Below are 10,300 nucleotides of genomic sequence, written 5' to 3' on the forward strand. Positions count from 1 at the left end.
CCGATGGGCAGCACCCGGCCGCGCAGGGTGACTTCGCCCGTCATCGCCACATCCTTCTTCACCGGGATGCCCGTCAGGGTGGAGACGATGGACGTGACCATGGCGATGCCCGCCGACGGGCCGTCCTTGGGCGTCGCGCCTTCGGGGACGTGGACGTGGACATCCTTCTTCGTGAAGGTCGTGGGGTGGATGCCATAGGCCGCCGAACGCGCCTTCACGAAGCTGAAGGCGGCCGTGATGGATTCCTTCATCACTTCGCCCAGCTTGCCGGTGGTGCTGATCACGCCCTTGCCCGGAACCGTCACGGATTCGATCGTCAGCAGGTCGCCGCCAACCGACGTCCAGGCGAGGCCGGTGACCATGCCGATCTGGTCCTCCGCTTCCGACATGCCGAAGCGGTATTTCTGCACGCCCGCGAAATCCTTCAGGTTCTCGGGCGTGACGGTGACCGCTTCCGCCTTCTTTTCAAGGATCTGGCGCAGCGCCTTGCGGGCAAGCTTCGCCAGCTCGCGCTCCAGCGTGCGGACGCCGGCTTCGCGGGTGTAATAGCGGATCAGGTTGCGCAGCGCCTCGTCCGTCACCGCGAATTCCTGCGGCTTCAGTCCGTGCGCCTCGAACTGCTTCGGGATCAGGTGGCGCTTGGCGATCTCCACCTTCTCGTCCTCGGTATAGCCGGACAGCTGGATGATCTCCATCCGGTCCAGCAGGGCGGAAGGCATGTTGTAGCTGTTGGCCGTGGTGACGAACATGATGTTGGAAAGATCGAAATCGACTTCCAGATAATGGTCGTTGAACTTGTTGTTCTGTTCCGGATCCAGCACCTCCAGCAGGGCAGAGGCCGGGTCGCCCCGGAAATCCTGCCCCAGCTTGTCGATTTCATCCAGCAGGAACAGCGGGTTGTTCGTGCCCGCCTTGCGCAGATTCTGCACGATCTTGCCCGGCATGGAGCCGATGTAGGTGCGGCGGTGGCCGCGGATCTCGGCTTCGTCGCGCACGCCACCCAGAGACTGGCGGATGAATTCGCGTCCCGTTGCTTTCGCGATGGAGCGACCGAGCGAGGTTTTCCCGACGCCGGGCGGGCCGACGAGGCAGAGGATCGGCCCCTTCAGCTTGTTCGTGCGGGCCTGAACCGCCAGATATTCGACGATCCGGTCCTTCACCTTTTCAAGGCCGTAGTGATCGGCGTCGAGCACCTTCTGCGCCTCGACGATGTCGCGCTTCACCTTCGAGGCCTTGCCCCAGGGCAGCGACAAGAGCACGTCCAGCCAGTTGCGAACCACGGTCGCCTCGGCCGACATCGGGCTCATCGCCTTCAGCTTCTTGACTTCGGCGAGCGCCTTTTCGCGCGCTTCCTTCGACAGCTTTGCCTTGCGGATGCGCGCTTCATATTCGGCGGCTTCGTCGGTTTCCTCGTCGCCGTCGCCCAGCTCGCGCTGGATCGCCTTCAGCTGCTCGTTGAGGTAATATTCGCGCTGGGTCTTCTCCATCTGGCGCTTGACCCGGCTCTTGATCTTCTTCTCGACCTGCAGAAGGCCGATCTCGCCTTCCATGAAGCCGAAGACCATTTCCAGCCGCTTCGCGACATCGATTTCAGACAGCAGCGCCTGCTTGTCCGCGATCTTCAGGTTCAGGTTGGCGGCCACCGAATCCGCGAAGCGGCCGGCTTCCTCGATCTGGCCGACCTGCAGCGCCACTTCGGGCGAAATCCGCTTGGCGGCCTTCACATAGGATTCGAACTGCTTGCCGGCCGAGCGCATCAGCGCCTCGACTTCCGGCGTGTCGCCATTGTCGTCGGTCAGCAGCTCGATCTCGGCGGTCAGGAACTCGCCATCCTCGCGCAGCTGGAGCCTGCGCGCCCGCTGCTGCCCTTCGACCAGCACCTTAACGGTGCCGTCCGGCAGCTTCAGCAGTTGCAGCACGGTCGCCAGCGTGCCGATTTCGTACAGCGCGTCGGTCGCCGGATCCTCGTCTGCCGGGTTCTTCTGGCTCAGCAGGAAAATCGACTTGTCGCCCTGCATCACCGCTTCGAGCGCCTTCACCGACTTCTCGCGGCCGACGAAGAGCGGCACGATCATCTGCGGGAACACCACGATGTCGCGCAGGGGGAGAACCGGACGGGTCAGTTGGTCTTCACTGGTCATAGTCCGGCAATATGGGTGCGGCCGCCGCGATGCGCAATCGCCCCGCGGGGGACTAACCTTCTTGGGTGGGGATAAGCCCGTGCGTTAAGGATTTAACGAATGGTGTCCGGCGCAGGCCCCGGCGCGTGGCGTGCGGGGGATGCGGAAAAGCGGATCGGGTGGCGGGCGACGCGCACGGGGCCGCAGCCCGGCTGGTCCACCTCCACAAGGCAGCCGTTGTGGACGACCTGCGGATCGGCGGGCACGTCGTCGCGGCTGTTGACGACGCAGCCGACAGCCCCGTGGGTGGTGAAACCCTGCATCAGCTCTGCGCGGGTGCGTTTCGCCACTTCGGCCGCCATTGCAGCCAGTACGGCGGGATAATCCGCAAGGCGGCCCTCGAAACTGTTGTAGGCGGGATCCGCCAGGCTTTCGGGATGGCCCAGCGTGGCGCGGACCGCCTCGAATTCGATGTCCTGCAGCGCGCCCAGCGCCACATGCCCGTCCGCCGCCTGCCACAGGCGGCCCAGGCTTGCATAGTCGGGCGCGGGATCGGCCGGGTCCGTGAAGGACTGGTTGTACATGCCTTCGGGCCAGGTGAAGGCGATTGCCGCATCCAGCATCGCGATGTCGATGCGCTGGGCGATGCCGGTTCGTTCCCGGTGGAACAGGGCGGCCGTGATCGCCTGCGCGGCCGTCAGGGCAGCCACCTTGTCGCAGATGATCGTGCCCACAAGGCGGGGCGTGCCATCCGGATCGGCCTGGATGGCGGCGAGGCCGGAGGCGGCCTGCACCACGGGATCATAGGCGCGAAGCCCCGCATAGGGGCCATCCGGCCCGAACCCGGTGATGGCGCACCAGATCAGGCGCGGGTTCAGCGCCCGGCACCGGGCTTCGCCCAGACCCAGCCGGTCCATCGCGCCGGGGCGGAAATTTTCCACCAGCACATCGGCCCAGCCCACCAGCTCTTCGAGCCGGGCTCGGCCGTCCGGCGACTTCAGGTCGACCAGTTCGCCCCGCTTGCCTCGGTTGACGCTGACAAAGAGGGCGGAAACCCGGCCCTTCTTTGCGCCGACGAAGCGGACGGGATCACCCGCCGGGGTTTCGACCTTGATGACATCCGCGCCCTGATCGGCGAGCCAGGCCGCCGCCATCGGTCCGGAGACGATCTGGCTGAGATCCAGCACCCTGATACCTGCCAGCGGACCCATATGCGCCTCTCCCTCTGTTCCCGAGGGCAGCATCGGGGGGCGGCGCGGATCGCGCAACTGGCGCTGGCGTCAGGCCGTGATGTCGCGATCCTTGGTTTCGGGCAGCCAGATCAGGCTCACCACGAACGCCATCGCGACGACGGCGACAGTGTACCACAGGCCGGCGAACGGGTCGCCGGTGCGGACGACGATCAGCTGCTGGATGAACGGCAGGAATCCGCCGAAATAGCCGGTGCCGATATGATAGGGGACCGACATGGAGGTGTAGCGCACCCTCGCCGGAAACAGCTCGACGAGGATGGCCGCGACCTGCCCGTAGGTCATGGCGGAGAGCGTGATGATCGCAAAGACGGCGAAGATGATCTTCCAGCGCTGCTTTTCCGCCGGATCGGCCTTTTCCGGATAGCCGGCCGCTTTCAGCGCGGCGGCAAAGGCGGCTTCGTCGAAGCCTTCGACGCGCTGGTCGCCCACGACAAGGGCGACGCTGTCGGCCTGCTCCCGGCCATAGGCGACGCCGCGCTTGGTGAGGAAGCCCAGCGCCTTGGCGCATTCTTCCGTCTGCTTGCGGGCAAAGATGCGGAACTCGCACGCCGGAAGTTCCAGCGTGACGGGATTGGCGGCGGTCGCGCGGGCAAGCGCCGGGTTGGCCCCGTTTGCCATCAGGTGGAACAGCGGAAAGATGAGGAGGATCGACAGGCCATAGCCGATCAGCAGCAGCTTCTTGCGCCCGATCCGGTCAGACAGCATGCCGAACAGCACATAGAAGGGGGCCGCGAAGATGGCCGCGACGGCGAGGTAGATGAGCGTCTCGGTCTCACTCACCCCTGCGGTGCCGGTGAGGAAGTAGAGCGTGCCGAACTGGCTGGTGTAATAGATGACCGTCAGGCCCGCCGCGACGCCGAACAGCGCGACGAGGACGTTCCCGATGTTGGACCTGTCGGAAAAGGCCTCGACGATCGGGTTCTTCGCGGTCTTGCCGGCTTCCTTCATCTCCTTGAAGACCGGGCTCTCCGACAGCTGCATGCGGATATAGACCGAGATCGCCAGCATCACGAGGCTGAGCAGGAAGGGGATCCGCCAGCCCCAGGCGTCGAACTGCTCCGGGCTCATCACCGATCGGGTGCCGAGGACGACGACGAGGCAGAGCAGAAAGCCGCCCGCGACCGAAATCTGGATCCAGCTGGTATATTCGCCGCGCCGCCCCTTGGGCGCATGTTCGCCGACATAGATGGCGGCCCCGCCATATTCGCCGCCCAGCGCCAGGCCCTGGAGCAGGCGCAGGCCCACCAGCAGGGCAGGGGCCCACAGGCCGGCCGTCGCATAGGTGGGCAGCAGGCCGATCAGCGCGGTGGCGCCGCCCATCAGCGTGATGGTGACGAGAAAGGTATATTTGCGGCCGATCCGGTCCCCATAGTGGCCGAACAGCATCGCCCCCAGCGGGCGGACGCCAAAACCCGCGCCGAAGGTGGCGAGGCTGGCGAGCGTTGCGGCCGTCGGGTTGTCGATCGGGAAGAACAGGCGGCCGATGAGGGCGGCCAGGATTCCGTAGAGGAAGAAATCATACCATTCGAAGACGGTGCCCAGCGAAGATGCGACAATGACGAGGCGGTCGCGTTTCACGTCGATGGGCTGTTCGCCCGCAGCTTGCGGCATAAATTCCCCTTCTCCCTTGGGAGAGGGGATTAAAGCGCCCCGCCTGCCTCGGCAAGCGGGGCGCCTGCATCAGCCGAAGAGTTGCCAGGCGATCACGCCGACTGCGCCGAACAGCAGCACGGCAGTGGCGAGAAGCGCGATCATGAAGCCGGGCGCGCGCTTCGGCGCGGCGACGATATAGCCGCGAACATAGAGGATGCGCCCGACGGCCCAGACAAGGCCGAGGACGCCCGCCCAGAATTCCTGCACGGCGACGGCGAACAGCCACAGCGAAGGCAGGAAGATGACGAGCTGTTCAAGCGTGTTCTGGTGGGCGCGCCAGACGCGGTTGAAATCGTCGGAGCCGTGGGTGTTGGGGTAATCGACGCCATGGGCCTTGCGGGCCTTGCCCACGACAAGCCCCGTCCAGACATAGACGAGGATGGCAAGGCATGTGGCAAAGGCGGCGTGCGGATAGGCGAAGTCCATCAATCTCTCCCCTTTATTGTTTTCTGTTGTTCCCGGTGCTGCCGGTCCTCGCCCGTCCCCGCTCGGAACGGGCCGGCCGGTCAGGCGGCGGGCATTGCCGAAAGGCTGTCCCGCGCGGCGATGAAGCGGCTGACGATCGTGTCCACGTCAGCCAGCGTGTGCGCGGCCGACAGCGAGCAGCGCAGCAGGAAGATGCCGGCAGGCGTCGCAGGCGGGCGGCTCATGTTGCAGTAGATGCCATGCTCCAGCAGCTGGTGCCACATGGCGACAGTGCTGTCCTGATCGGGCAGCAGGACGGCGATGATGGCGGATTCCGGCGTGTCCGTCGCCATCCTGAAGCCGGCGGCCTTCAGCCCGGCATGCAGCTTTCGGGAAACCGCCCACAGGTTGTCGCGCTTTTCCTTCGCGTTCATCAGCTTGCGGATGGAGGCTTCGGCCGTCGCCGCAACTGCAGGCGGCAGCGAGGCGGTGAAGCGATACGGGTTGCACACCAGTCGCAGGATCTCGAACTTGGGGTGGTTGGAAACGGCAAAACCGCCCACCGTGCCGACCGATTTCGAGAAGGTGCCGACAACGAAGTCGATGTCGTCCTCCAGCCCCATTTCCTCGTACACGCCGCGGCCGTGCTGGCCGAAGAAGCCCATGGCATGGGCTTCGTCCACCATCGTCATCGCCTTGTGCTTCTTCGCCACGGCGACGAGTTCCGGCAGCGGGGCGACATCGCCCAGCATCGAATAGACGCCTTCCAGGATCACCAGCTTGCCCGCGTCGGCCGGCAGGCGACCGAGGCGCTTGTCCAGATCTTGCCAATTGTTGTGGCGGAAGCGCACGACTTCGGCGTTGCCCAGCTTGCAGCCGTCATAGATGGAGGCGTGGCTGTCGGCATCGAGGATGATATAGTCCCCCTTGCCGGCAAGGGTTGAGACCATGCCGAGATTGGCCTGATAGCCCGTGCTGAACACGATCGCCGATTTCGTGCCATAGAAATCCTTCAGCGCCTGTTCGACGGCGATGTGGGGCGCGAAGGTGCCGTTCAGCACGCGGCTGCCGGTGGAACCCGCGCCGAAGGATTCGAGCGCGGCCTTGCCGGCGGCGATGACGTCGGGATCGAACGTCATGCCCATATAGTTGTAGGTGCCGACAAGGATGGTTTCCCGGCCGTTGATCACGGCGCGGGTGGGCGACAGCACCTGCGTCATCACCACGCCGAACGGATCGTTCACGCCGGTGTCCAGCAGGCCCTTGTGTTCGGCGATATAGGGATCGAACTTCGACAGAAGGTCGGTCATGCGCCTCAGCCCTTCAGCTTGACGACGGCATCCGCCAGCTGGCCGACGGTTTCCAGATCGGGAAGGATATTGAGGGGCATGTTGATGTCCCACTCATCCTCGATGTTGGCGACAAGGTCCATCACCGTCAGGCTGTCGAGTTCCAGATCGTCCGCGAAGCTGGTGGCTTCGGCAAGCGCGACGCCCTTCTTGTTGAAGGGCTCGATCAGCTCGATCAGGCGGGCGTAGGTCATCTCCCGGTTCATTGGGCGCGATCCATCAAAAATCTCCGAACAACAGGTTTGACGCTTCTTTTAGCGCAGATTGTGGCGGAATGCGGACGGGAAAACTGGCGCGGCTAGGGCAGCAGGCCCTGGGCCCGATACCAGCGGGCGGTTTCGGCCATGCCTTCAGAGAGGGTGATCCCCGGTTTCCAGATGCCGAGCGAGCGGAGCGCCCCGCTGTCGGCCGACCAGTCCGGATGGGCCATGTAGGCGGCGCGATCGCGGCTGATGCGGGGCAGTTCGCCCTTCAGCCGCGCCCAGGCGGTGTCGCCCATCGCGGCAAGCCTTAGGGTGGGGGCAGACACCTCCACATGGCGGACCCGGCGGCCGAGCGCGCTGCCGATCGCATCGGCCACCTGCGCGGGCGTGTAACCCCCCGCGCCATCGTCGATCTCAAGGATCCGGCCGGTGGCGCGGGCCGGGCCGCAGGCATCCTCCGCCAGCGCGACAAGGGCTTCCGCCAGGTCCGCGCCATGGATCATCGCCGCGACGGACCCCTTCGGCATCGGGATGAAGCCGCTGCGGGCGGTGCGCATCAGTTCCAGGAATTCGCGGTCGCCGGGGCCATAGACGGCTGGCGGGCGGACGACCGTGACCGGGCCTGCCGCGCCGCGCGCGACCTGTTCGCCCATCAGTTTCGACCAGCCATAGGTGGACAGCTGCGGTTCCCGCGCGGACAGCGAGGAGACATGGACGAGGGGCCGGCCGCCTGCCGCCCGGCGCACATGCGCCGTGCCGAGGATGTTGCCCTCTTCGAAGCCGGCGCGGCTTGCCGCGTTGGTGACGCCCGCGATGTGGATCACGGCATCCGCCCCGGCGACGAGATCATCCAGCGCGGCCGGGTCGGTCAGGCTGCCGGGCACCCACAGCAGGCCTTCGCGCGCGGCTTGCGGGCGGCGCGCCAGCGCGCGCACCTTCCACCCGCGCCCCAGTGCGCGTTCCAGTGTGTGGCCGCCGACGAAGCCGGTGCCGCCCGTGATTGCCAGCGTGCGCGCCATGGAACCGCCTTAGCTTGCGTGCTAGCGCCACGCCATGCGCCAGATTCCAAGATTGTTCATTGAGGGGCGGCTGGAGGCCGGGGCCGAGATCGGGCTGGAGGGGGGGCAGGTGCATTATCTGGCCACCGTGCTGCGGCTGGACCGGGGCGCCGAACTGCGGCTGCTCGATGACCAGACAGGCGAGTGGGCCGCCGAAGTCGCGGACGTGGGCCGCCGCCGGGTGAGCGTGCGCGTCGGCGCGATGATCCGGGGGCGGGAAGAGACGCCAGACCTGTGGCTGCTGACGGCGCCGATCAAGCCCGACCGATTCGAATGGATCGTGGAGAAGGCGACCGAGCTGGGGGTGCGGCGGATCGTGCCCGTGCTGACGGAGCGGACAAACCACGCCCGGCTGAAACCAGAGCGCCTGCGCGCGCACATGGTGGAGGCCGCCGAACAGTGCGGGCGCACCGCGCTGCCCGAGCTGGCCGGCGCGGTGAAGCTGCCGGCGTTGCTGGCGGAATGGGACCCGGCACGCCGGCTGCTGTTTGCCGACGAGGAGGGCGGGGCGGCGATGGACGCGCTGAAACCGGCGACTCCGGCCGCGATCCTGATCGGGCCGGAAGGCGGATTTTCGCCGGCGGAGCGCGCCGCCGTGCTGGCGCTGCCGCAGGCGAGGCGGCTGGCGCTGGGGCCGCGCATCCTGAGGGCGGATACGGCGGTCGTCGCGGCAATCGCGCAATTCCAGCTGTTTGGTGGACATTGAGCGCCACTCAGAATCTGGCTGGCGCGGGGCATCGGGCGCGGCTAAGGCGCGGCGCATGAGCAACAAGCTGATCGCGGCCGGGGATGCCGCCCCCATCGAAGGCAAGGCCGACCTGATCGGGCTGTTCGAGCGGGGCGAAAAGCCGAAATCCGATTGGCGGATCGGCACGGAGCATGAGAAATTCGTGTTCCGGCTGACGGATCATGGCCAGCCGTCGTGGGAGGAGCCGAACGGCATCCGCGACCTGCTGGAGGCGTTCGGCCGCTATGGCTGGGAGCCGGTGCTGGAGGACGGCCGGATCATCGCCGCCACCGGCGCCGACGGCAGCCTGAGCCTGGAACCGGCCGGGCAGTTCGAGCTTTCGGGCGCAGCGCTGGAAACCCTGCACCAGACCTGCGCCGAAACCGGGCGGCATCGCGAGCAGTGCCTGGCGATCGGCGAGGAACTGGGGCTGGGCTTCCTGGGGCTGGGGTTCAACCCCATCGCCACCCGCGCGCAGCTGCCGTGGATGCCCAAGGGCCGCTATGCCATCATGCGGCGGCACATGCCGCGCGTGGGGCAGCTGGGGCTGGACATGATGCAGCGCACCTGCACCGTGCAGACCAACCTGGACTATGGCTCCGAAGCGGACATGGTGAAGAAGTTCCGCGTTTCGCTGGCATTGCAACCGCTGGGAACGGCGCTGTTCGCCAATTCCCCCTTCACGGAAGGAAAGCCGAACGGCTTCCTGTCCTATCGCAGCCATATCTGGACGGATACCGACCCGGCGCGGACAGGCATGCTGCCCTTCGTGTTCGATGAAGGCTTCGGCTATGAATCCTATGCCGATTATGCGCTGAACGTGCCGATGTATTTCGCCTATCGCGACGGCCGCTATCTGGATGCCGCGGGCAAGAGCTTCCGCGACTTCATCGAAGGCCGGCTGGACGTGCTGCCGGGCGAGCGCGCCACCTATGGCGACTGGAAGGACCATCTCTCCACCGCCTTCCCCGAAGTCCGGATGAAGGGCTATCTGGAAATGCGGGGCAGCGATTCAGGCCCGCAGAGCCGCATCTGCGCGCTGCCCGCGCTGTGGGTGGGGCTGCTCTATGACGGCACGGCGCTGGATGCCGCCTGGGATCTGGTGAAGGGCTGGAACATCGAGGGCCAGCAGCGCATGCGCGACGAGGTGCCAAGGCTGGCGCTGAAGGCGACCGCGCCGGACGGAAAGAGCCTTCAGACGCTGGCGAAGGAGGTGCTGGCGATCGCCGCCGGCGGGCTGGACCGTCGCGCCCGCGAAAACAGCATCGGCGACAGCGAGGCGGGCTTCCTGACCCCGCTGTGGGAAATCGCCGACAGCGGGCAGACGCTGGCCGAATATTGGCTGGAGCGGTTCCACGGGCCCTGGGGCGGCACGGTCGACCCGATCTGGGACGAGGCGCTTTTTTGATTTAGCCCCTCAGGCGCCGGGCGCGGGCGTCCGCCCGCCTGGCTTTCCTCGCATTGGCTAGGGCGCGCAGTCGCGCTTGCGGCCCTTCGGGCTGGGTTCGGCGCGGCCCCTCAAGCGCCGGGCG

The 10,300-nt window shown here is 66.4% G+C and carries 9 protein-coding genes; 2 read left to right on the plus strand and 7 right to left on the minus strand.

Translation table 11 applies throughout. The annotated features are described in order from the left end of the window. The 7 genes from lon to ACE3O8_RS11095 form a co-directional block, all read right to left on the minus strand. Positions 1-2,141 (minus strand): endopeptidase La (lon, locus tag ACE3O8_RS11065; RefSeq protein ID WP_374389707.1); only part of this gene is annotated, 2,141 nt, incomplete at its 3' end. Between the two features lie 92 nt (positions 2,142-2,233). Further along, positions 2,234-3,331: a CaiB/BaiF CoA transferase family protein gene (locus tag ACE3O8_RS11070; RefSeq protein ID WP_374389709.1), complete on the minus strand. Its 1,098-nt coding sequence runs from the start codon at positions 3,329-3,331 to the stop codon at positions 2,234-2,236. A 69-nt stretch (positions 3,332-3,400) separates the two neighbouring features. After that, a complete protein-coding gene (locus ACE3O8_RS11075) occupies positions 3,401-4,984 on the minus strand; it encodes an MFS transporter (protein WP_374389711.1) in 1,584 nt (527 codons plus the stop codon). Between the two features lie 69 nt (positions 4,985-5,053). Next, the gene (locus tag ACE3O8_RS11080) at positions 5,054-5,452 is read right to left on the minus strand and encodes an MAPEG family protein (RefSeq protein ID WP_374389713.1); all 399 of its coding nucleotides are present in this window, start codon (positions 5,450-5,452) and stop codon (positions 5,054-5,056) included. Between the two features lie 80 nt (positions 5,453-5,532). After that, a complete protein-coding gene (locus ACE3O8_RS11085) occupies positions 5,533-6,741 on the minus strand; it encodes an aminotransferase class I/II-fold pyridoxal phosphate-dependent enzyme (protein ID WP_374389715.1) in 1,209 nt (402 codons plus the stop codon). Positions 6,742-6,746: 5 nt separating this feature from the next. Then, complete coding sequence (locus ACE3O8_RS11090) at positions 6,747-6,986, minus strand: acyl carrier protein (protein WP_374389717.1); 240 nt, start codon at positions 6,984-6,986, stop codon at positions 6,747-6,749. 92 nt (positions 6,987-7,078) lie between these two features. Beyond that, entirely contained in the window at positions 7,079-8,002 is a 924-nt protein-coding gene (locus ACE3O8_RS11095; RefSeq protein WP_374389719.1) for an NAD-dependent epimerase/dehydratase family protein, read from the minus strand. 34 nt (positions 8,003-8,036) lie between these two features. On the opposite strand from ACE3O8_RS11095, the gene ACE3O8_RS11100 reads away from it, so the two are divergent. Further along, positions 8,037-8,747, plus strand: coding sequence for a 16S rRNA (uracil(1498)-N(3))-methyltransferase (locus ACE3O8_RS11100; RefSeq protein WP_374389721.1), 711 nt, complete (start codon positions 8,037-8,039; stop codon positions 8,745-8,747). Between the two features lie 55 nt (positions 8,748-8,802). Continuing rightward, entirely contained in the window at positions 8,803-10,176 is a 1,374-nt protein-coding gene (locus ACE3O8_RS11105) for a glutamate--cysteine ligase (RefSeq protein ID WP_374389723.1), read from the plus strand. Positions 10,177-10,300 lie beyond the last annotated feature (124 nt).

The sequence above is a fragment of the Sandaracinobacter sp. genome, assembly GCF_041909755.1.
GTDB lineage: Bacteria > Pseudomonadota > Alphaproteobacteria > Sphingomonadales > Sphingomonadaceae > Sandaracinobacteroides.